This is a genomic window from Leeuwenhoekiella sp. H156, from assembly GCF_052218455.1.
Lineage (GTDB): Bacteria > Bacteroidota > Bacteroidia > Flavobacteriales > Flavobacteriaceae > Leeuwenhoekiella > Leeuwenhoekiella parthenopeia.
In genome coordinates, this window is record NZ_CP197499.1 from 944,251 (window position 1) to 963,359 (window position 19,109).

Here is a 19,109-nt window from a genome sequence, read left to right on the forward strand (position 1 = left end):
AAATCTACGCCCTTTGCCCCTAAAGCTCAGGGCGTTTTTTATGCACAGCTATGAACATTCAGGAAATTCATAAACATTTTTTAGAAAGCAGCGGCGTAAGCACCGATACCCGTAAAATCAAAAAAGATTCGTTGTTTTTTGCGCTTAAAGGCGATAATTTCAACGGCAACAGCTTCGCGAAAGAAGCCTTAACTAAAGGTGCAAAACTGGCGATAGTTGATGAACGTGAATATGCAACAACAGACCAAATCATTCTGGTTGAAGACGTACTTAAAACCCTTCAGGAACTGGCTTACACCCATAGAAAACACCTGGACATTCCCATTGTTGCCCTCACGGGAAGCAATGGCAAAACCACAACTAAAGAGCTCATTAACGCTGTGCTTTCTAAAAAGTTCAAAACGGTTGCCACACAGGGAAATCTCAACAATCACATAGGAGTACCGCTTACCCTTTTATCCATGTCTTCAGATACCGAATTGGGAATCGTAGAAATGGGCGCCAATCACCAGGGCGAGATCCAAAGTCTGTGTGAAATCGCCCAACCTGATTATGGATACATCACCAATTTTGGCAAAGCGCATCTGGAAGGTTTCGGGGGTGTCGAAGGAGTCATCAAGGGCAAGAGCGAACTCTATCTACATCTTATAGGACACAAAGGTTCGCTGATTTTAAACCTGGACGACCCTATTCAGCAAAAACGGCTAGGCAGCACACACACGTATACATTCGGTAAAACCGAAGAAGCAGACCTAAAGATTTCCTATGCACTGGCGGAGCCTTTCGCCCACATTAAATTTTCTGAAACCATTGTAGAAAGCAATCTCATTGGCCAGTACAACGAGGTTAACCTCGCGGCTGCAGCAGCTTTTGGAAGTTTGTTTAAAATTGAGCATTCTGCCATTAAAGAGGCTTTAGAAAGCTATATCCCTTCAAACAACCGCTCTCAACTTATTAAAAATGACAAGCAGACCTTAATTATGGATGCTTATAATGCCAACCCAAGCAGTATGGAGGCGGCCCTGCGAAATCTCGCCACCACACATGCTATCTACAAGCTGGCTATCCTGGGGGATATGTTTGAACTGGGAGAAGCAGCAGCTGCAGAACACCAGTACATAGCAGATTTAGCAGAACAATTCCATATTAATCAAATCGTTCTGGTTGGAAGCAATTTTATAAAGACCCAAAATAACGCAATATGCTATGCCTCTACCGAGCAGTTTTTGGAAACAGGCTTACCTGATGAAGTAAAAGCCCAATTAGCACAGGCCACTGTTCTAATCAAAGGTTCGCGCGGAATGGCTCTGGAACGCATATTAAACCTCCTAAACGTAAAATGAGCCTATAAGGCCCCTATTCCCTATAGACTCATTGTAAGATCAAATAAATACATTTGACCACATCGTCATTATTTCACCCATGACTTTGTTCACTTGTGTAAATGTACAAGCAAAAACCTGTGGTGTAAATACCCGATATCGGGTATTTTGAAAGGTTGAAGCGTTAATTTGATGTTAACAGCCCTAAAATGAAAAAGCGATACTGAAAAATCAGTACCGCTTTTTTTTGTGGGACATACTGGATTCGAACCAGTGACTTCCACGTTGTCGACGTGACACTCTGAACCAACTGAGTTAATGTCCCCGAGCCGGCAAAGCTAATCAAGTCACAGGTTATAACAAACTTTTTAAAGCCGAAATATTGCGAATTTGAAGTACGCTAAATTTTGATTCCTGTAAAGTGCGTTACCCGAAATTGACTATTTTTAGTGACTTATTAAAAATTACCTGATATGAACAACCCTAAAAATCAAATGACCCGTCAGTTTATACTGACTTTTATTTTAACAGCTTTCCTCTTTGTCTCCTGTGGTGAAAAGAAAAAAGATCAACAGGATGATACGGCAATTGCTGCTGACAGCCTTGAAACAGCAGATGCACAATTTGGCGGACTGGCGCTTTACACGTTGCGTGACACTATGGGGGAAGACCCTAAAAAAACGCTAAAAACGGTTGCTGAAGACGGATACCTCAATATCGAGGCCGCCGGATATAATGAAGGCCTGTTTTACGGCATGAGCCCTGCCGATTTTGCAGCATACCTCACCGAGGTAAATTTAAAACCCATTAGTACCCATCAGGGAAGTGTTACGCTTGAGAATGCAGACCAAATGATTGCAGACGTTAAAGCCGCGGGCTTTACCTATTTTGTCGTTCCCGTTCCGCCTATGGGGATGTTTACCTTTGATCCCGAAACCCAAACTATGGGGATGAGTGGTACTGTGAAGGAATTAACTTCAATTCTGAATACGCTTGGCGAAAAATGTGAAGCAGCAGGACTTCAGCTTCTTTACCACAACCACGACTTTGAATACAAGCCCAATGCCGATGGAATTGTACCCATTGAGTATATGCTCGAAAATACCGACCCGAAATATGTAAACTTTCAGATGGATCTGTTTTGGGTAACCAAAGCAGGTGCAGACCCGGTTGCCTATTTTGAGAAGTATCCCGGAAGATTTAAGCTTTGGCATGTAAAGGATATGGATGCAGAAGGCCGCTTTGCCCCTGTGGGAGAAGGCAGCATTGATTTTGCTCGAATCCTGGCCGAAAAAGAAAAGTCCGGAATGCAATACTATTTTGTGGAACAGGATATGACTTTTACCCACTCCCCTCTTGAAGCCATTAAAATAAGTCACAAAGCGCTCGAGGAAATCGGCTTTAACTAATAAATCACTCAGCCCCCGCCTTACATCACGGGGGTTTTTTATTTAAACATTTTTATAATATGCCCGAATTACCCGAGGTACACGGCTACAAAATATACATAGACAGCACCAGCCTGCACAAAAAAATCACCGCTCTGGATTGCCGCGACAAACGCCTATTAAAAAAACCTGTAAGCGATTTTGAAAAAGCGCTTTTGGGCGAAAGCCTGACTGAAACCGTACGTATAGGTAAGTATTTATTTCTAAAAACAACCGGCCCTAAAATCCTGCTGATGCATTTTGGGATGACCGGCAGACCTAATTATTATAAAGACCCGGATGACCGTCCAAAATTTGGACATATCGTACTTACGTTTGAAAACGGATTTCATTTCGCCTTTGAAAACAAACGAAAATTTGGCTGGTGGGAGCTGGTTGACGACATCGAAGACTACCAAACATCCCACAACCTGAGCAAAGATGCCCGGGAACTGAGTCTTAAGGAGTTTAAAGAGACGCTTGCTACCCGCAAGACCGATATAAAAAAAGTATTGTTAGATCAAAGCGTCTGCGCCGGGGTGGGCAACTGGATGGCCGACGAAATCCTGTATCAGGCGCAGATGCATCCCAAACAAAAGGTCGAAGATCTTACCGAAACCCAAATCAAAACGATCTATGATGCTATGCAGCACGTTATAGAAACCGCTATTGAGCACGACGCGCACTATGCAGACTTTCCGGAAGATTTTTTAATTCATAATCGAAAAGAAGGCGCAACCTGCCATCACACCGGTGCAGAAATCGAAAAAATCAAAGTGGGAGGCCGATCGACTTACTTTTCGCCTAAATGGCAGAAATTATAACCGGAAGGATCTTCTAAAGGCGGTAGAAGAATTACAAAATGATCTAAACTAAAAAAAGCTTCACATTTATGTGAAGCTTTGTCTTTGCTAGTAGCGGGAACTGGACTCGAACCAGTGACCTTCGGGTTATGAGCCCGACGAGCTACCTACTGCTCTATCCCGCGATATTGGACGGCAAATATAGAACTAATTTCCCTTTCACACAAGAATTGCTGTAATAAATGTAACTTTTATTAATATTATCATTTCAATAACACGCATCACTCTGAGTAATAGATAACTTACACCTATGAGAAAAATACTTGCCGGGTTATTCATAGTGGTTGTATTGCTGGGTTTAACCGCGCTGTACCTCAATTCGTATCTCAAAGATCAACTTCAGGAGGTCATTGAAAACGACCTGCCAAAATCTATTTCCTTAAGCTACGAGGACCTGAATATTGACAGCTGGGGCGGTAATGCCCAAATGAAGAATGCCTGCGTAAGCTTTCAATCTAATGATTCGCTTCCCGGAAGCCGGGTTCAGAATGCCACAGTGACTTTAGAAGGCTTTAATCATTGGGATTATTTCAGGGAAAAGAATATTCACTTTAATAAAATAAATATTCACGCAGATACTTTAATACATTATCCCCATCAGGGGCCTAAAAGGGAAGTCTCTCAAAAGGAAAAACAAGACAGTATCGACAACCCCATAAGTGCAAAAAATCTGGATCACAAGTTTCAAATCGAACAGTTTAATCTGGTAACCGATTTTATACAAATACGCAATCCCGAAACAGAGCAGGTTGTTCTCAAAACAGCCCATTTCAATTTAAAGCTCACCGCTATAACTCCCACAATTACCGAAACGCCCACCCGCCCCTTTAACTACGAGCAAATACAATTAAGTTCAGACTCCCTGTATTACAAGCTTAATGAGTTTGATGTTCTTACCATAGCGCAGGTTAAATGGGACGGTATTCGCCTGGTGTTAGAAAACACGCACCTAAAGACCATCGTAAGCCGAAGCACCCTCAGCAAAAGCATCAGCCGGGAACAGGACCATACCAACTTCAGCATAAAGCGCGTGACGCTAGATTCATTACGGTATGGCCATCATCCCTCAAAAAAAGTGTACGTTGATGCTTCGGTATTGGAGATGGAGCAACCGGTACTTATCATCTACCGGGACAAACGTTTACCCGACAACTACGAGACCAAGCCGCTTTATTCTCAAAAGCTTCGTGAATTAAACTTCGATTTGATGATTGATTCGGTTCGTATAAAAAATGGAGCCATTACCTATGAAGAAAAGGTAAACAGTACAACACAGGCCGGCAGACTTGATTTTAAACAAATCAATGCTTCGATTTATAATCTGGGTAATACGTATAAAATCGGTACCAAAAAAACAGCAATCGACATCCGCGCAGTGTTTATGAAACAAAGCCCGCTAAGGCTGAGTTGGAATTTTGATGTGCAAAACACACAGGATCTTTTTCACGTTAACGGAAGCCTGCAAAACCTGCCGGCCGAGGATTTAAATGCATTTACCTCGCCCAATCTTGGAGTCTCGATGGAAGGAAGCCTTCAGGAGGTTTATTTTGATATTACCGGTAATGACTACAGCTCTCAGATCGATATGAAAATGAAATATGATGAGTACAGGGTGAGCATCGTTGATCAGGAGAAAAAGAAGAAAAAATGGCTGGCCAGTACCCTGGCAAATATCTTTATTTCGAAAACCAGTAAACGGGAGGAATCAGGCTTCAAGGAAGGTCAGGGCGAAGTAGAACGCAATCGCAACAAGTCCTTTTTTAACTACCTCTGGATCAACATCAAGGAAGGCATGCTGAAATCGATGACCCTGCTTGATTAATCTTCAGCAATCCAGCTAATAGCATCCAATCGCTCTTCGATTGTAAAATTACGTATCTCAACTCCTACAAGTGCCTTATTAAAATTGGCGATTGCGTGAATCCATTTTCGGTTTGTCACCATCGCAATTTTATTGAGCTTTCTTAAATGTTGCATGGGGAAGATGGAAGCTATAAAAATAGCATCAAGCGTAAAACGATCAATATTTTTATCTTCAAGATACAGATTAATTGTGTCGTGTTCTTTCAGCATCTCAAGAATGGCCGCCTTCAATTCCTGAACGGCCTTATAATCCATAGAGCCCTCAATTATGTAGCCTACGGAATTGTCTGAAAAACTAAAATTTAGAAGCACCTTAAAATTTTAGTTGTAATTTAAAGGATAAAATTCAGGTATCAAAGTTATTCAGGACTATTAACGAACGACCCATTGTAAGGCCTCGGTACGCTCAGAACATTTAAAAAAGTGACATTGTGAATTGAGAAAAGTACATTCTACCTTAGTGCGTAGCTTATCTTTAAAAACATCTGAAACAATCGCGACCTTTTCAAAACGGTCTTTAAACTTCAATTTAAAGATAAGATCTTCCAGAGAAGCCTTTGCAGACATCGCTTCTCCGGAAGCATTTTCGCAATAAATGCGTATTTTATTGTGATTTTCGAGTCGCTTCTTGATTTCTACATGAACTTCTTCGAGATCTCTTTCCTCAATTTTGGTTGTGGTGAGAAATCCTAAAACCTCATTTCCCAATTCAAAATACCTTAAGCTCATAACTTTTTGTTTTATAATAAGTTACGAAACCTTTTTGCCAAAAAACCCCTTTTAACAGTTTTTATTTCAGGTAGGTTTATTGTTCTATACTGTTGGCCTGAAATGCTGTTAACTCCTGCTCCTCATAACGCACACTCAATTCTATAGGATTGCAGCATACCTCACAATCTTCAACGTAGACCTGATAGGATACGGAAGTATCGAGCAACATAGAAATCTCTTCCCAGCAATACGGACATTGAAAAAAATGTTCTTCCATTTAAAATTCGATATTAAGCAGCTGGCCTGTTAACCGCAGCAATTCAAGCTCTGCCAGTTTTGCATCATACTTTGCAAAATTCTTACTGGTCTCAGCATTAATTAGATTAACCTGAGCCTGCCGGAATTCAATAGATGAAATTTGCCCCAGTTTAAGACGTTCCTGAGAGCGTTCTAAATTGTTTTCGTTGGTTTCTACATTTTGTTCCCGTATGCGGTAAATTTGTAGCAGATTTGCGTAGTTCCCGGCCGCATTTGCGATGTCTCGCTCTATCTGAAGCTCAAACTGCTTCCGTTGCAAAACCTCAGAATCCTTTAATATCCTTGCATTTTTAAGGCTGATGATATTACGCCCACCATCAAATAAACTCCAGGTAAGACTAGCACCTAAACGTAAACTTTCACCTCGCGAAATCGAACCCGGGAAAAATGCAGATGCCGGATTGTTTGAGCGGTTCCACCCGTAACTACCCGTTAAACCGATACTGGGTAAAAAGAGCGCCTTGTTTGCTTTAATTTGAAAATCGCTTATTGTAACAGATTTTTCTGCCTGTAGTAAGGTGACATTATTTTGCGGAGCATCCTTGATGTAACTTTCAAGGATGAGCTGATTTTGAAAATTAACAACAGTATCTACTTCAAAACCCACTTCAAGCTCCCGGTTTAAGACCACATTTAAGTCCCGCTTGGCGTTTATCAAATCCTGTTTGGCGTTAAGCACATTAATAGAATCTGTAACTACATCTACTTCTGCCTGCAGGACCTCAAGTTTTGTGTTTTGGCCATAATCAAATTGGTACTGCGCACGGGTTACCCGATCCCGGGATATTGCTAAAGCTTTTTTAAGCACTTCTAAATTTTCAGAACGGCGTGCAACATCATAATACACACTGTAAAGCTGTAAAACCGTATTTTCAATCGTTTCCCGTACCTGTAGTTCGGTGAGGTTGTACTGTTCCTGAAGCTGTTTGTAATTGTAATACCTGCCCAACCCGTCAAACAAAAGGTAATTTACGTTTACCGCAGCATTGTAGCTTTGAGTTTCAGCACCCTCAATGACTACATCATCCCTTGGGTCTCCATTTTCATCAAATACCCCGGGAAATTCCCTAATATCATCAGATTGGTCGTATTGAGCTCCTGCGTTACCGGTAATAGATGGGAGATAGCCCGAATTGAGGATGCTTTGGTTATTATCTGCTATCTTCAACTGATTCTCGGCAAGTTTAATCCCAAAATTATTCTCCAGCATTTGCTTAATGGCTTCATCTTTAGAAAGCTGCTCCTGAGCCCCAATCGTTTCACTAAAGAGAAACACAGCGAAGAACACATAGCTTATCCTGACAGTCCAAGCCAATCTAAAAGTGTGGAATAAGTGGTTTGCCATCGTCTTATTTAAATTAATGCGCATCATCTTCATCCTGCTTTAATTCTTTTATAGCCCGCTCTACATCTTCCCGTGAGGGTTCTTTACCTGTACGCACCCAAGCTGATTTGATTTTGATCTTGTTTGAGATGGAAAGCAGCAACGGCAGCATTAACAGGGTCAATACGGTTGCGATTGCAATACCAAAGGAAATAGAAATAGCCATCGGCTTTAAGAACTGTGCCTGTCTGCTTTTTTCAAGAAGCAAGGGCGCCAAACCGGCAATAGTAGTGATACTGGTAAGGAAAATAGCCCTAAAACGGGATCTACCTGCTTCAAATATCGCATCTTCAAATTTCATCCCTTCTTTCAGGAAGCCGTTAAGCTTACCTATAAGCACCAATCCATCGTTAACCATAATCCCTATCAATGCAATAATTCCTAAAGCCGACAATACGTTTATAGGGAAGCCATTGAGGTAATGTCCCCATGCCACACCTATAATACTAAAAGGTATCATCAACAACAGTAAAAAAGGCTGACTGTAACTGCGGAAGGTAAACGCGATCGTGGCATAAATCAAAAAGAGTATGACCCAGATGACTTTATTTGCCGAACTGCTAAGCTTTTCTGCTTCCCGGTTTTGCCCCTCATACGAAACAGAAAGGGTAGGATATTTCGATAAAATATCGGGCAGAATATTAGTCTTGATGTCCTCCAGAATGTCTGTTACACTCCCGTTAGGATCTGCCATATCTGCATTGACCTGTATCTCGCGCTGGCCTTCCAGGTGACTGATGGATTCATCTCCCCGACTTATCTCGTAAGTAGCTATCTCACTAAGCGGAATACGCTCTCCGGAAGGAGTCACTATTCGCATATCATCCAGATCATTGAGGCTGCTGCGGTCATCGCGGTCATAACGTACCCAAACGCGTATTTCATCCTGACCCCGCTGAAAGCGCTGTGCCTGGGTTCCAAAAAAACCACCGCGCACCTGGCTCATAACCGAGTTTAAATTGAGCCCCAGAGCATAGGCCGTTTCTTTAAGTTCGATTTGAATTTCTTTTATACCCTCAGGATCTGTGTCTACTACATCACGCAGCAGGGCATTATCCTCAAGCGCTATACGCAACTCATCTTTTGCAGCCTCTAGTTCTTCGGTATTATTACCTAAAAGAGAAATCGAAATCGGGCTGCCGCCAAAGTTTCCGCCGGAACCAAAAGTGAGCCGCTCTACTCCATACACATCGCCCACTTCATCGCGTATTGAATTTGTAATATCTGGCGAAGAAAAATCCCTAAACTCCCCGGGAAGCAGGTTTATACGCAGGGAAGCCTTGTTATTACCGGGCCCCACACGCTTAATAATATTTTCAACAACCTGTTTGTTACCACTCTGTCTTGCAGTATAATCGTCATTTACCCTCCAGGCAGCCTGCTCTACCATAGTAATTATACTATCGGTACGCTGCGGGTTAGTTCCTTCGGGCATAAGCAAGTCTATCGAAACCGTGTCACTGGCAATACTTGGGAAGATGGTAACCCCAATGACGCCTCCCATAATCGAACTTATGGTCAACACAAACAATCCAATAATAATAGAAAGGGTTATAAGCTGATTCTTTAACGTAAAGCGCAATGCGGGCGTATAGAGGTTGTCACGCATATACTGCATAAACTGATCGCCCTTCTCGTTGAAAAAACGCAGCTTATATAAAAACTTATCAAAACCCTTCTTTGAACTGATGTCCAGATCTTCTTCCCGCACCAGGGCTTTAGAATGCGCAATATGCGCCGGCAGGATGATGAGTGCTTCAACTAAAGAAACCACCAGAGTAAGTATAACGACCGTCGAAACCTCCCCAAAAAACTCCCCGATACGGCTGTCCAGAAACAAAAAGGTAGAAAATGCAAGAACCGTAGTGATGATGGCCGAAATAATAGGCGGAATCACTTCCATCGTACCATCTATCGCAGCGCGAATGGGAGTCTTGCCCATCTCGTAATGCTGATAGATATTTTCGGAAATGACAATCCCATCATCTACCAGAATCCCGATTACAATAATCATCCCGAAAAGCGACAACACATTTATGGTAACGCCAAAACCTCCGGCGAAAATAAACATCCCAAGAAAAGCTACAGGAATTCCGGCAGCTACCCAAAATGCCAGGCGGGTATTCAGAAAAAAGGATAGAAAAAGCAATACCAGTAAAATTCCCTCAATACCATTTACCAGCAGCAGATTTGTACGCTGCTCCAGCCTTACGGAAGAGTCTGAGGTAATGTCTATATGTACTGCATCGTATTTCTTATTAAACTCTTCAATATACGCCTTCACCTTTTCGGCTGTAGGCAATAGATCTTCGTTATTGGTATTGCTGATTTCTACATTCACCGCCAGATTCCCGTTAAAAAAGGATGCATTTGGAGTTTCCGAAAAACGGTCGCGTATTACCGCAATGTCTCCAAGACGCACCAGGGAACCGTCTGGATTAGCCTTTACAATAAGATTATTAAGCTCTTTACCATAATATTCACGGTTATTGGCTCGTATGAGATAATCTTCAGTTTCGGTTTTGATATTACCTCCCGTGGTAAGAATGTTTGCTCTGGAGACAGCCTGTGCGACTTCCTCAAAGGTGAGGTTATAGGCTAAAAGATCGTTTTCCCTTACGGCAATCTCAATTTCCTCTTCGGGATACCCGGTGATTTCTATTTGGGAAATCCCATCCATCGCACGCAAATCGTATTCGATATCCCGGGCAACTTGCTTTAGCGTAGCAAGATCTAAGGTCTCGCCACTTACAGCAAAACCAATGGTCTCCCGTATGGCTTCCTGTTTTGCAACAACAAGAGGCTCCATACCACTGGGAAAACTGGGTACGCGGTCTACGGCATTTTTAACTTCGGCAAGAATGACGTTAATATCTTCGTCATTATCAATCTCGATCGTCACATTACCCCCGTTTTCTCTCGAAGTTGAAGTAACCCGTTCAATCCCTACCAGTCCTTTAAGGTTATCTTCAATCTTTAAGATGATACCCTCCTCAATTTCCTGAGGGGCTGCCCCGGGGTAGGTGACATTTATGGTTATAATTTCAGAATCTATAAGTGGAAAGAACGACGAGCGCATACGCAACACGCCAATGATTCCAAAAATGATAAATGCAAAAATGACGATATTGACTGCAACATCGTACTTTATGAAATAACTGATGATTTTTCTCATAAAGCCTACTCGGTTTGCGCTTTAGCAGACTCCTCCCCATACACCTTAACCCGCATTCCTGCATAAGCTCCCGGAACCGGTTTGGCCAGGTATTGCGTACCATCTTCAAGACCTTTGATCACCGCATTTTCATCTGAAAAATAAACCGGGTCTATTTCTACCAGGTCAAGAATGCTGTCGCGCACAATATAAACTTTTGAATTATCTACCACCAGCTGTCTTGGCAGGCTAATGGCATTGAGTTCTTCTTTGGCATTGAGCTGCGCTTCGAGAAACATACCTTCTTTAAGGCTGTCTGAACCTTTTACTTCAATAAAAACCTTGATGGTTTGAGTCCCCTGATCTACCCGGCCGTTTATGCGCACCACCTTACCGGTATAGGCAACACCAGCGGCATCTTTAAGCTCCACTTCTTCTCCAAGCTCAAGCAAATCGCTAAACTTTTTACCCAGTGAAACCTCGAGTTCATATACAGAGGTATCTATAAATTCTCCCAATTTCTGACCGGGACGAATAAGGGTTCCGCGCGTGACGGCGGCTTCGGTAAGAATACCGCTAAATGGAGCGGTAATGCGATATTTCACCAGGCGCTCTTCCAGGTTTTTCACGTTGTAATATGCCGAAAAGATTCCGCGGCCGGTAATGAAATAGTTTTCTTTATCGGAAGCGGTCTCGGGCAACTGAGGCACCGTTCTGCTCATCTCAAACCCGTTGAGATAATTCTGCCACTTCTGAAAATACTCCGGATAGTCGAGCCGCAGGTCGGGCATTACAGAAGTGATTACATTGTAGAGTTCGCTCTTGGCTGCCTGTACTGTGGTGTAATATTCTGAAGCGTCCAGATTAAGAAGGGTTTCCCCGCGTGAATAAGTTTGGCCTACTTTAAAGTCATGTGCACTCGATCTAAAAACGCCCTGAACTTCGGCATATAGCTCCAGTCTGTTTTTTGCAACCAAATTTCCGTTTGCCGGAATAATTATGGGTACAGTACCATTTTGAACTTCGTCAACAAAAACGGTTTTCACCGCTTTTTCAACTTCTTTAGGAATATCCTTATCCCGATTGGCGATAAAATATCCTGCAGTGGCAGCGCCACCCACAATAATTAGCGCGATAATAGTACGTACAGCTGTAAGCATTCTGTCTAGTTAATAAGATTTTAGCAAAAATACCTGTAAGACCGTACTACATCAGTTAACAAAAGCCTAAAGTTAAAGACTAGTTAAATTCTTCCAGTTCCTCAGAGAGGCTTTCCCATTTTTCCATGGAGCGCTCCAGCTTTTTTTTGACTGCATTATAATTATCAAAAAAATCAGGTTTGGCTGAAGTCTTCTCGTAATCACGAGCCAGTTCTGCATCCATTTTTTTGAGTTCACGCTCTAGTTTTTGTACTTCGGCTTCAGTATTACTCAATTGATTACTAAGCGATTTAAACTTCTTTTGATCGTGGTAGGTGTTTTTTGAAGCAACCGGCTTTGCTTTCTCTTTTTTATCCTTCTTTTCAATATCCCTGATATTCTCTACCTCACGCTGCTCCAGATAATAGTCGATGTCTCCCAGATATTCCTTGATCTGGTGATTTCTAAACTCGTAAACCGTTTTGGTTAATCCCTGTAGGAAATCCCGGTCGTGAGACACGATCAGCAAAGTTCCCTCAAAGCGATTAAGAGCATCCTTAAGTACGTTCTTAGATTTGATATCCAGGTGGTTTGTAGGCTCATCCATCACAAGCACGTTGAAGGGTTGCAACATGAGTTTGGCCAGTGCCAGGCGGTTACGCTCCCCTCCGCTGAGTACCCGTACGTACTTCTCAACCTCGTCTCCGCGAAATAAAAAGGAGCCGAGAATATCACGCACTTTGCTGCGGTTTTTTTCATTAGCTGCGTCGATCATGGTATCGAGTACGGTTTTGTTTCCGTCCAGATAATCTGCCTGATTCTGGGCGAAATAACCTATTTGTACATTATGCCCCAACTTGAGCCTACCCTCGTAGCTGATCTCATCAACAATAATTTTTGCCAAAGTAGATTTACCCTGACCGTTTTGGCCCACAAAAGCCGTTTTGCTATCACGTTCTACCAGCAGATCAATTCCGTTTAAAACCGTTTTTTCGCCATAGCTTTTCGATACATTTTCAGCCTCAATAACCACCTTCCCGGGAACCACAGAAACCGGAAAATTAAGTGTCATCACACTGTTATCATCCTCATCTACTTCAATCACATCCATACGGTCAAGCTTTTTGATGAGCGATTGGGCCATGGTCGCTTTTGAAGCTTTGGCCCGAAATTTCTCAATAAGCTTTTCGGTCTGCTCAATTTCCTTTTGCTGGTTTTTCTGGGCAGCCATCTGCTGATCACGCATTTCTTTGCGCAATACGAGGTACTGCGAATAGGGCTTTGGATAATCGTAGATTTTGCCCAAAGAAATCTCAATCGTGCGATTGGTTACGTTATCCAGAAACATCTTATCGTGAGAAACAATCACTACTGCGCCTGTATAATTGCGTAAGAAACCTTCAAGCCAGATTATAGACTCGATATCCAGGTGGTTTGTAGGCTCATCCAGAAGCAATACGTCATTATTTTGCAGAAGGAGTTTAGCCAACTCAATACGCATACGCCAACCCCCGGAAAAGGTATCGGTAATTCGGTTAAAATCTGAACGCGAAAAACCAAGTCCCATCAGGATGCGCTCGGTCTCTCCCTGATAATTATAACCGCCATGTATTTCATATTGTTGCTGTACCTCATTGAGCTCAACCATTAAGTCATGGTAATATTCGCTTTCATAATCGGTACGCTCAGCAAGCTCTATATTTATTTCTTCAAGGCGCTTCTCCAGCTTTTTAATCTTCTCAAAAGCCTGATACGATTCTTCAAGCACCGTACGCCCTTCAACAAAATCGATATCCTGTTTAAGAAAACCAATCTCTACCTCTTTATCGGTTGCGATCTGGCCCGTATCGTATTCCTGTTCCCCGGAGATTATGCGCAACATTGTTGACTTTCCGGCACCATTTTTCCCCACCAGACCTACGCGGTCTCCCTCTCCTAATCTAAATGTCACTTCTTCGAAAAGATAAGACCCTTGAAAACTAACCGAAAGATTATGTATGTTAAGCATAGCTAAAAATTTAAAGCTGCAAAGTTACCATTTAATGCAAGATTTGCAGAGTCTATTTGAAATGCATTTTAATGCTAAAAGTCATATTTATCCCGAGGCTAAAACCTTAATTTTACCAGGCATAAGCCAAATCAATTTTCCGGAAACGGGTTGCAGTGGTTTAAAGCCGCAGGCATTTGGTAAAAACGAAACCCATGAAAAAACTTTTGCAAGGAAACCCACTCTACAGCATTTTTACCGGAAGCTGTCCTGTATGCCATCAAGCCGGGATGTACAGGGACCCCAACCCCTACAAACTGTCTGAAACGCTTAAAATGCACGAACATTGTCCGCATTGCCATACCAAATTTAAAATTGAGCCTTCTTTCTTTTACGGGGCAATGTATGTGAGCTACGGGGTAGGTGTGGCCTTTGCAGTAGCGGCTTTTATCATTTCCTATTATTTTCTGGGCTCTAGCCTGCTTACCGCGTTCCTGGTAATCGTTGGAGTTCTTTTCGTTTTGGCACCGGTTATAATGCGCTTAAGCCGAAATATATGGGTGAACTTTTTCTTCAACTACGATAAAGAAAAGGCTAAAACTTCTTAGGAAATCGGGATATAGAAACGGTATCATCAAGTGGAATATCATCTTCCAAATGATTGTACAGCAATTCTGAAAGATAAGGCGACATCATCGTCCCGCGAGTTCCAAGACCATTAAGCAAAACCAGTTGTGGATAATTTGGATGCCTACCCAGTAAAGGCCGCCTGTCTCCCGTTGTAGGCCGCACACCTGCTTCCTGATCTACTAGTTCATAGTCGCATAAGAGTATTTTTGAAAGGTAAGCCTGAAGTTCTTCCCGGGCGGCTGCAGTTGCTTTACTGTCTTTTTCGGCCCAATTAAAAGTCGCGCCTACCTTATACAAATCATCCCCTAATGGAATAATGAAAAATGTGGATTTAGAAGCCTGCTTTAACTGAAGTTCAGGAGCTTTAATGATCAAATATTCCCCCTTGTTTCCTACTAACGGAAGCTTATTAAAATACGGGTTGTTTTTCAGCCCAAAACCTTCCGCAAAGATAATAGCCCTGGCATTTATGCCTTTGTAAGTCACCGTTTGATTCTCTTCAAACGCTATTGCATCGTATTCAAAAGGCTCAGCAACAAACCGGTTCTGATCTTTTAACTTTTCAGCATAAGCATGAAGCAATTGCGGGATACGAATACGCACGCTTTCTAAGACCTCTCCTTTGCCGTAATCAGCCTTAAGCGGCTCTGCTGAACTACGTATAAGATCATCCTTTAAAAACCGGTTTAAAATGGGTTTATCTGTTGCTTCAAACCAATTGTTTTGATCTTCAGCCGAAGAAAAGACCTTATGTACAGGCATTGCATCCACAGCCTCTAAGCGAAGCGCAGCAGAAAGTCGTTTAAAATAGGAAAGCGCCTTATCAAACTGTTGCTCCCCTTTCCAGGGAATAGTGTAACGCTTAAGGATTACGGGATTTATCAGACCCGCGGCAACTTTACTGGCAGCAGGAAAATCAGCATCATACACCACAAAAGATTTCTGATGCTGCTCAAGCTGATCGCAAAAAGCCATTCCTGCCAGACCAAAACCCACAACTATATAATCAACCGTTTTCATAGGTTACAAAATAAACAAACCTCCAATTAAAAGAATCAAAATAAAGCAATAGAATCAAAACAAAACCCGACTTGACCCGACCTGAGCTATGCCCATAAAAAAACGCCTTAAAAAAGGCGTTTTAATATTATTTATGAGATTTCATTCTAGTAATTCCACATATCGATTTCAAAATTGCGGATTTGCTCTTTGATGCGCTGCGATTCTAACAACTGCATCATTGCGTTATCTGCAATATATTGTTTTACCTCCCGGTCACCCTGAATGTTATCTACCTGATAAATCACACCGTTAAAACGTCTTGAGTTTAAGAGGTGATCAAAAGATAAAGGCTGAGCCGAGTTCTGCGGATTGAAAACCTTGGCTTCGTGAAGAATTTCACGAGCTGTAGGATACCACACCCAAAATAAGGGCACCATAACCGGATCTTCATCATCAATGAAGTTAACGTCTGGAGCTACAGGAGCAATACCGATAAGGCGATATTTAAGTTCGCCCTGACGCTTGTCAAAGTACCAGTATCCACGAATCCAATACTGCTCAATATCTGCAGCTGAGATATCTCTACGATCAATATACTGCTCATCCACTTCATAACCGGCATTGATTTGCTCAATACCCAAATCTGTAGTGTCTACTCTCGATAAAGCCGCTGAGATATCTTCTAAAGCAATCTTTTGATTAAAATACGAGTCGGCATAAATATCAAGCTTGCCTTCTCTGGCATTTTTAACCAAAACATCATATAAGGGCCTGCGGTCAGAACCAATATTATTGGTATCTATAGGATAATACAAAGGGAAGTTAATACGCTCATCAAGATCAACAATTTCCCAGGTATTCTTACCCCACAGCACATCGCGACTGTCTACATATCCATAAGGAAGGGGTTTGTCGTTATCCAACTCCCGTTGCCCTTCGGTTTTTTCAAACATCTCGCCGGGCATTTTTGCATTGAGAATGTTAGTCTGCGCATAACTGCTTAAACCTCCCATTATCAAACACAAAACAAGCGTTAAAAGCTTCTGGCCTCTCATAATCATTTATTTTAATTGGTAAGCTCAATCAATACAGGCGACACTTTTTTAAGTCTGTAAGTACTGTTGCCTGAAATCTGAGCATCGATATCAAATATTTGTACCGTTTCTCCACGCTGAGCACGACGTAAAACATCTTTAGCCCGCGAGTCTAGTCTATTCCCACTTACCTGAACGGTAGGCTGCCCCGGTACATTAAATTTAAACCCGGTTACACGCAAGCCTAACTCAAAGTCAAAATCAGGTAAGGCAGCGCCTATCTCTGAAATCTCTAACGAATTACGTTGCATTTTTAGTATACCATCTTCCCCACGTACGGTTCCGATAGGGTTTGGAATATCTTTAATACGGAATTGCTTGGAGTCACTTACTGGTTCTCCATCTGCTGTTTTTCCAGAAACGGAAATAGTAACCTCACGTCCCTGACCCGGTCTCATTACATAGCTACTTCCTGATACTCTTGATAAACCAGGTGCTGAAGCATTTATATTATTATCTGCAATCCCAGCAAAACTAATGGTCATCGGGTTATCAACTCCGCGATACACTACATTCATTTTATCTGCAGAAATGGTAGCTGAATTAGGTCTATTTATAACCTGATAAGATTCAGAAAAAGTAATAGGCACAATAGAATCGCCTTGCTTAAACTCGAGTCTCCCTTCTACTTTTCTTTCACCAACAGCTCCAGCTGGAAAATCTAATATTACTTCACCTCCTCTAGCCTGAATTTCTTTACCATTTACTATTACTTTGTCAAAATTCAAAGTATTATCATAACGACCCAGCACAATTTTTCCTTTAAAGTTCTCACTCGAGAAAAATGCACTCTTATCAGGGATTAAAAGCGCTTTGTAATTACTCATAGAAAGCTGTTGTGCCTGCTCACCTGCTAGCATAGCCGATAAAAGCTCACTTTGGGTGGTCTTGATATCAGCCTGCATTTGAGTAAGCTTAGTTCTGGAAGCAATCATAGGGAAGCCTTCAAAATTATAGCTCAACCATTCTACTTCTTTACCGTCGCGATTCTCTACAGGACTGGTCTCAAATTTTTGTCTGATTTCCTTAGCAATTTGAGGATATTCCTTTTCAGTCAATGCGATCATTTCATTTCTAAAATTCTCGATCTTCGCTTTAAAGGCTTTTCCTTCTTCACTTAAGTTATCTCCCTGAAAAAATCGCTGATCTAAAAAGTCAGTTTTATCCTGAGTTTCGTAATCTTTAGGATCTTCAAGAGTCGCTACCATCTCTGCTTTCAGATTAGCGATGTAATTATCCAAATCTGCAGAAAGTTCGCTAACTTTTTGCGCTTTCTCTTGAATAGGCCCGTATTTAGCGGGTTGTTCTGAGGCTTTTGCAGCCAAACCAGCCATAAAAGCCTGGTTTCTTTGTTCTGAAGTGACATTCGCTTCGGCTATCTTATCATTAAGTAGACCAAATGCTGAAAGCACTTCTTTTGACATATTTAATGCAAGCATCGCGATAAACACGAGATACATCAAATTAATCATTTTCTGTCTTGGGGTTTGTTTTCCTCCTGCCATAGTGCTAGTTTTCTACTGAATTAATGAATATCAACTAATTCAGTTATCTTTTGCTCATTGCAGACAACATACCACCATACACACCGTTAAGTGATGACAGGTTTGTTGCTAAACTTTCCATTTGCTCTTTCAACTTACCGGCATTGTTCGCCACTTCGTTGTTAATCTCAGCCTGACGTCCGGCAGTTTCTACCTGAACTTTATAAAGACTGTTCAAAGACTCCATTTGAGCAGCAGCAAGTGCCATCTCCTGACTGTATTTTTTAGTAGAGTTCATAGCTTCTGCAGTTGGAGCCATACCTTTTGCAGCACCTTCAAAACTACGGATACTGGTACCCAGACTGCTCATCAATTCTGCATCTATACGCGCTTCTTTAAGCATCGCATCAAGCTTTTCAGACAATAAACCTTTTGCTTCTGTAAATTCTTCTTTCTTCTTAGGCTTTTCTACTGCAAGTTCTCCCTTTAATTCAGGATACACCAAAGACCAGTCTAACTCATCATCGACGGGTTCAAAAGCCGATAAGGCAAAAATCAGAGCTTCAGTAATAAGACCTATCGCCAGAAGGGTACCACCGTTAAGGGGGCCTAACTCCCAGTGTAAGATTTTAAATAATGCTCCCAGGATTACAACAGATGCACCAAGGCCATAAGCCATGTTTAATAATTTCTTTTTTGTTTTAGCGCTTGCCATTTTTAAAGATTTTTAG

The 19,109-nt window shown here is 41.9% G+C and carries 16 protein-coding genes and 2 tRNA genes; 5 read left to right on the forward strand and 13 right to left on the reverse strand.

The annotated features are described in order from the left end of the window. Positions 1–50 precede the first annotated feature (50 nt). Complete coding sequence (locus ACSSS3_RS03975) at positions 51–1,343, forward strand: UDP-N-acetylmuramoyl-tripeptide--D-alanyl-D-alanine ligase (protein WP_442846513.1); 1,293 nt, start codon at positions 51–53, stop codon at positions 1,341–1,343. A gap of 229 nt (positions 1,344–1,572) precedes the next feature. Here ACSSS3_RS03975 and ACSSS3_RS03980 read toward each other — a convergent pair. Then, a tRNA-Val gene (locus tag ACSSS3_RS03980) sits at positions 1,573–1,647 on the reverse strand. A 148-nt stretch (positions 1,648–1,795) separates the two neighbouring features. Between ACSSS3_RS03980 and ACSSS3_RS03985 the strand changes: the two genes are divergently transcribed. Together ACSSS3_RS03985 and ACSSS3_RS03990 are read left to right on the forward strand one after the other, a co-directional pair. Further along, positions 1,796–2,731 carry a sugar phosphate isomerase/epimerase family protein gene (locus ACSSS3_RS03985; protein WP_442846514.1) on the forward strand — a complete coding sequence of 312 codons (936 nt, stop codon included), beginning with the start codon at positions 1,796–1,798 and terminating at the stop codon, positions 2,729–2,731. Between the two features lie 59 nt (positions 2,732–2,790). Further along, positions 2,791–3,573, forward strand: a complete 783-nt coding sequence (locus tag ACSSS3_RS03990; RefSeq protein ID WP_442846515.1) for an Fpg/Nei family DNA glycosylase — start codon at positions 2,791–2,793, stop codon at positions 3,571–3,573. Between the two features lie 91 nt (positions 3,574–3,664). Here the strand turns inward: ACSSS3_RS03990 and ACSSS3_RS03995 are convergent. Beyond that, positions 3,665–3,737: transfer RNA gene (locus ACSSS3_RS03995), tRNA-Met, on the reverse strand. 125 nt (positions 3,738–3,862) lie between these two features. Here ACSSS3_RS03995 and ACSSS3_RS04000 point away from each other — a divergent pair. Then, on the forward strand, positions 3,863–5,434 hold the full coding sequence (locus ACSSS3_RS04000; RefSeq protein ID WP_442846516.1) for a hypothetical protein: 1,572 nt from the start codon (positions 3,863–3,865) through the stop codon (positions 5,432–5,434). On the opposite strand, the gene ACSSS3_RS04005 is transcribed toward ACSSS3_RS04000, so the two are convergent. The 7 genes from ACSSS3_RS04005 to ACSSS3_RS04035 all read right to left on the reverse strand — a co-directional run bounded on the left by ACSSS3_RS04005 (position 5,431) and on the right by ACSSS3_RS04035 (position 14,189). Further along, on the reverse strand, positions 5,431–5,787 hold the full coding sequence (locus tag ACSSS3_RS04005; protein WP_442846517.1) for an STAS/SEC14 domain-containing protein: 357 nt from the start codon (positions 5,785–5,787) through the stop codon (positions 5,431–5,433). The two genes, ACSSS3_RS04000 and ACSSS3_RS04005, sit on opposite strands and share 4 nt — an antisense overlap. A 60-nt stretch (positions 5,788–5,847) precedes the next feature. Further along, the gene (locus tag ACSSS3_RS04010) at positions 5,848–6,204 is read right to left on the reverse strand and encodes an STAS/SEC14 domain-containing protein (RefSeq protein ID WP_228230640.1); all 357 of its coding nucleotides are present in this window, start codon (positions 6,202–6,204) and stop codon (positions 5,848–5,850) included. A gap of 76 nt (positions 6,205–6,280) precedes the next feature. Continuing rightward, the gene (locus tag ACSSS3_RS04015; protein WP_228230639.1) at positions 6,281–6,463 is read right to left on the reverse strand and encodes a CPXCG motif-containing cysteine-rich protein; all 183 of its coding nucleotides are present in this window, start codon (positions 6,461–6,463) and stop codon (positions 6,281–6,283) included. Continuing rightward, complete coding sequence (locus ACSSS3_RS04020) at positions 6,464–7,873, reverse strand: TolC family protein (RefSeq protein WP_442847394.1); 1,410 nt, start codon at positions 7,871–7,873, stop codon at positions 6,464–6,466. Then, a complete protein-coding gene (locus tag ACSSS3_RS04025; protein WP_442846518.1) occupies positions 7,863–11,063 on the reverse strand; it encodes an efflux RND transporter permease subunit in 3,201 nt (1,066 codons plus the stop codon). The genes ACSSS3_RS04020 and ACSSS3_RS04025 overlap by 11 nt, the downstream gene beginning before the upstream one ends. A gap of 5 nt (positions 11,064–11,068) precedes the next feature. Beyond that, a complete protein-coding gene (locus ACSSS3_RS04030; RefSeq protein WP_442846519.1) occupies positions 11,069–12,202 on the reverse strand; it encodes an efflux RND transporter periplasmic adaptor subunit in 1,134 nt (377 codons plus the stop codon). Positions 12,203–12,281: 79 nt separating this feature from the next. Further along, positions 12,282–14,189 (reverse strand): ABC-F family ATP-binding cassette domain-containing protein, encoded by a 1,908-nt coding sequence (locus ACSSS3_RS04035; protein WP_442846520.1) that lies wholly within the window; start codon positions 14,187–14,189, stop codon positions 12,282–12,284. Positions 14,190–14,383: 194 nt separating this feature from the next. Here ACSSS3_RS04035 and ACSSS3_RS04040 point away from each other — a divergent pair, with 194 nt between their 5' ends. Further along, positions 14,384–14,776 carry a DUF983 domain-containing protein gene (locus ACSSS3_RS04040; protein ID WP_442846521.1) on the forward strand — a complete coding sequence of 131 codons (393 nt, stop codon included), beginning with the start codon at positions 14,384–14,386 and terminating at the stop codon, positions 14,774–14,776. Here the strand turns inward: ACSSS3_RS04040 and ACSSS3_RS04045 are convergent. From ACSSS3_RS04045 to gldL, 4 genes are all read right to left on the reverse strand, one after another. After that, complete coding sequence (locus ACSSS3_RS04045) at positions 14,763–15,818, reverse strand: NAD(P)/FAD-dependent oxidoreductase (RefSeq protein ID WP_442846522.1); 1,056 nt, start codon at positions 15,816–15,818, stop codon at positions 14,763–14,765. The two genes, ACSSS3_RS04040 and ACSSS3_RS04045, sit on opposite strands and share 14 nt — an antisense overlap. Before the next feature lie 146 nt (positions 15,819–15,964). Further along, the gene (gene gldN / locus ACSSS3_RS04050; protein ID WP_099647377.1) at positions 15,965–16,855 is read right to left on the reverse strand and encodes a type IX secretion system protein PorN/GldN; all 891 of its coding nucleotides are present in this window, start codon (positions 16,853–16,855) and stop codon (positions 15,965–15,967) included. Between the two features lie 11 nt (positions 16,856–16,866). Next, complete coding sequence (gene gldM, locus ACSSS3_RS04055; protein WP_442846523.1) at positions 16,867–18,399, reverse strand: gliding motility protein GldM; 1,533 nt, start codon at positions 18,397–18,399, stop codon at positions 16,867–16,869. Between the two features lie 43 nt (positions 18,400–18,442). Continuing rightward, on the reverse strand, positions 18,443–19,093 hold the full coding sequence (gene gldL / locus ACSSS3_RS04060; RefSeq protein ID WP_228230630.1) for a T9SS inner membrane protein PorL/GldL: 651 nt from the start codon (positions 19,091–19,093) through the stop codon (positions 18,443–18,445). Between the last annotated feature and the right edge of the window lie 16 nt (positions 19,094–19,109).

Excerpts from the sequence above, each read along its gene's own strand:
- ACSSS3_RS03975 (WP_442846513.1), top strand. The coding sequence starts at position 51 with ATGAACATTCAGGAAATTCATAAACATTTTTTAGAAAGCAGCGGCGTA.
- ACSSS3_RS03985 (WP_442846514.1), top strand. The coding sequence starts at position 1,796 with ATGAACAACCCTAAAAATCAAATGACCCGTCAGTTTATACTGACTTTT.
- ACSSS3_RS03990 (WP_442846515.1), top strand. The coding sequence starts at position 2,791 with ATGCCCGAATTACCCGAGGTACACGGCTACAAAATATACATAGACAGC.
- ACSSS3_RS04000 (WP_442846516.1), top strand. The coding sequence starts at position 3,863 with ATGAGAAAAATACTTGCCGGGTTATTCATAGTGGTTGTATTGCTGGGT.
- ACSSS3_RS04010 (WP_228230640.1), bottom strand. The coding sequence starts at position 6,204 with ATGAGCTTAAGGTATTTTGAATTGGGAAATGAGGTTTTAGGATTTCTC.
- ACSSS3_RS04015 (WP_228230639.1), bottom strand. The coding sequence starts at position 6,463 with ATGGAAGAACATTTTTTTCAATGTCCGTATTGCTGGGAAGAGATTTCT.
- ACSSS3_RS04020 (WP_442847394.1), bottom strand. The coding sequence starts at position 7,873 with ATGCGCATTAATTTAAATAAGACGATGGCAAACCACTTATTCCACACT.
- ACSSS3_RS04025 (WP_442846518.1), bottom strand. The coding sequence starts at position 11,063 with ATGAGAAAAATCATCAGTTATTTCATAAAGTACGATGTTGCAGTCAAT.
- ACSSS3_RS04030 (WP_442846519.1), bottom strand. The coding sequence starts at position 12,202 with ATGCTTACAGCTGTACGTACTATTATCGCGCTAATTATTGTGGGTGGC.
- ACSSS3_RS04035 (WP_442846520.1), bottom strand. The coding sequence starts at position 14,189 with ATGCTTAACATACATAATCTTTCGGTTAGTTTTCAAGGGTCTTATCTT.
- ACSSS3_RS04040 (WP_442846521.1), top strand. The coding sequence starts at position 14,384 with ATGAAAAAACTTTTGCAAGGAAACCCACTCTACAGCATTTTTACCGGA.
- ACSSS3_RS04045 (WP_442846522.1), bottom strand. The coding sequence starts at position 15,818 with ATGAAAACGGTTGATTATATAGTTGTGGGTTTTGGTCTGGCAGGAATG.
- gldN (WP_099647377.1), bottom strand. The coding sequence starts at position 16,855 with ATGAGAGGCCAGAAGCTTTTAACGCTTGTTTTGTGTTTGATAATGGGA.
- gldM (WP_442846523.1), bottom strand. The coding sequence starts at position 18,399 with ATGGCAGGAGGAAAACAAACCCCAAGACAGAAAATGATTAATTTGATG.
- gldL (WP_228230630.1), bottom strand. The coding sequence starts at position 19,093 with ATGGCAAGCGCTAAAACAAAAAAGAAATTATTAAACATGGCTTATGGC.